1 protein-coding gene and 1 pseudogene are annotated in these 1,538 nt (G+C 71.5%); both read right to left on the bottom strand.

All coding sequences use genetic code 11. From position 1 onward, the window contains the following. Positions 1 to 1,433 (bottom strand): DUF6513 domain-containing protein (locus FV223_RS27280; protein WP_147729827.1); only part of this gene is annotated, 1,433 nt, incomplete at its 3' end. A gap of 2 nt (positions 1,434 to 1,435) precedes the next feature. Then, positions 1,436 to 1,538: pseudogene (locus FV223_RS32185) on the bottom strand (H4MPT-linked C1 transfer pathway protein); the annotation flags it as partial.

Below are 1,538 nucleotides of genomic sequence, written 5' to 3'. Positions count from 1 at the left end.
GCCGGAACCTGCGCGTCGCGCGCGCCCTGCGGCGCGTCCGGGCCGGAATGCTTGGTATGGCCGGCCTTCTTGAAGGCGGTGGTGTCCTCGACCTCGGCGTCGGCGGCGCAGGCCCAGTCGAGCGGCTCGTCCTGCACGTAGCGCTTGCCTAAGCGCCACGCGGTCTCGGCCTTGGTCAGCTCGCCCCCGAGGTAGAACGCGTGGGCGCCGTCGCTGGCGACGTCGAGGTCGGTGAAGAAGGCCATCGCGTCGGTGCCGACCTTGTGGACGTCGCGGTTGTAGAGGTGGATCCCGTCCTCGGCGACCGCGATCCGGTAGTTCGGGTCGCGGACCTGCGCCGCCAGGGCCGCGATCTCGTCGGGCGTTTGCACGAAGGGACGCTTGTCGTGAAGTGCCAGAAGTGCCCGGCCGTAGCCCTTCGGCAGCGCGGCGTCGGCCTTGGCCGCGAACATCACCCGCCTCGCGGCATCGTGTTCCTCGACCGTGCGGCGGGTGTGGTTCGAGACCTGCACGATCAGGACGTTGCCGATCGACAGCTCCGAGCACATCCCGACGAGGAGCGCGGTGATCCCGAGGCTGTCGGCCTCCGTCAGCTCCGTGAGGTTGCCGGTGCCCATCATCATCGCGATGTCGGGCCAGCGCGCGCGGGTGGCACGGTAGCGCGCGATCGAGTCGACGAAGCCGAAATGGATCGGCTCGAGGATCGGGTCGGCGATGAACGGGCGCCCCGCCTCCACCATCCGCGCGATCGCGCGGTCGAGGGAGGGCAGGTCGTCGGGCCGCATCGGCACCAGGATCGGCACCGCATCCGTCTCGAAGGCGAGGTCCAGCGTCTCCTCGTTGAGGCTGAGCAGGAAGTCGGCCCCGGCGGCCGCACCCCGGCGCAGCTCGTCGATCGAGAAGGAATCGACGCTGACCTTGAGGCCCTGCGCCTTCAGCCCGCGCACGCAATCCTCGAGATGCGGGAAATCGGTGTCCGGCAGGCCGCCGAGGTCGATCACGTCGGCGCCCCGGCGCGCCAGGTCCAGGCCCTTGGCCACCACCTCGGCGGCCGTCATCTTCGAGGCGTCGACGATCTCGGAGAAGATGCGCAGGTCGTGGCGCGACAGGTCGACCTTGCGGCCGGCGAGCCCGAGATGGGCCGGCAGGTCGACGATCTCGTCGGGGCCGCGCTCGACCGGCAGGCCGAAATGCGCGGCCAACGCCTCCGGGTTCGCCCGGCAGCGCCCGGGCAGGATGATGCGGGTGGCGCCCTCGGGGAGGGTGACGCGGCGCTTGATGATCTCCTCGGTCATCAGCGCGGCGACCTTCACCCCGGAATCGGCGATGCTCCAGGCGAACCGCTCCGGGGGCAGGGCGCTCGCGACCTTCTCCAGCCGGGCGCGGGCGAGCTTGCCGGTGACGAAGACCAGGTGCTCGGGCGCGGCGCTCATGCGGCGGCCGCGTCGTGGAGCAGGCGCAGCTGCGCCTCGGCGAAGTGGCCGGCAAGCGCCCGCCAGTCCTCGTCCGTCCCCTCCCCGCGGTCGCGGCCGATCATC

This window comes from Methylobacterium sp. WL116 (assembly GCF_008039455.1).
Classification (GTDB): Bacteria; Pseudomonadota; Alphaproteobacteria; order Rhizobiales; family Beijerinckiaceae; genus Methylobacterium.
Note: the sequence above shows the minus strand (reverse complement) of the source record. Positions and strands in the feature narration are given on the sequence as shown.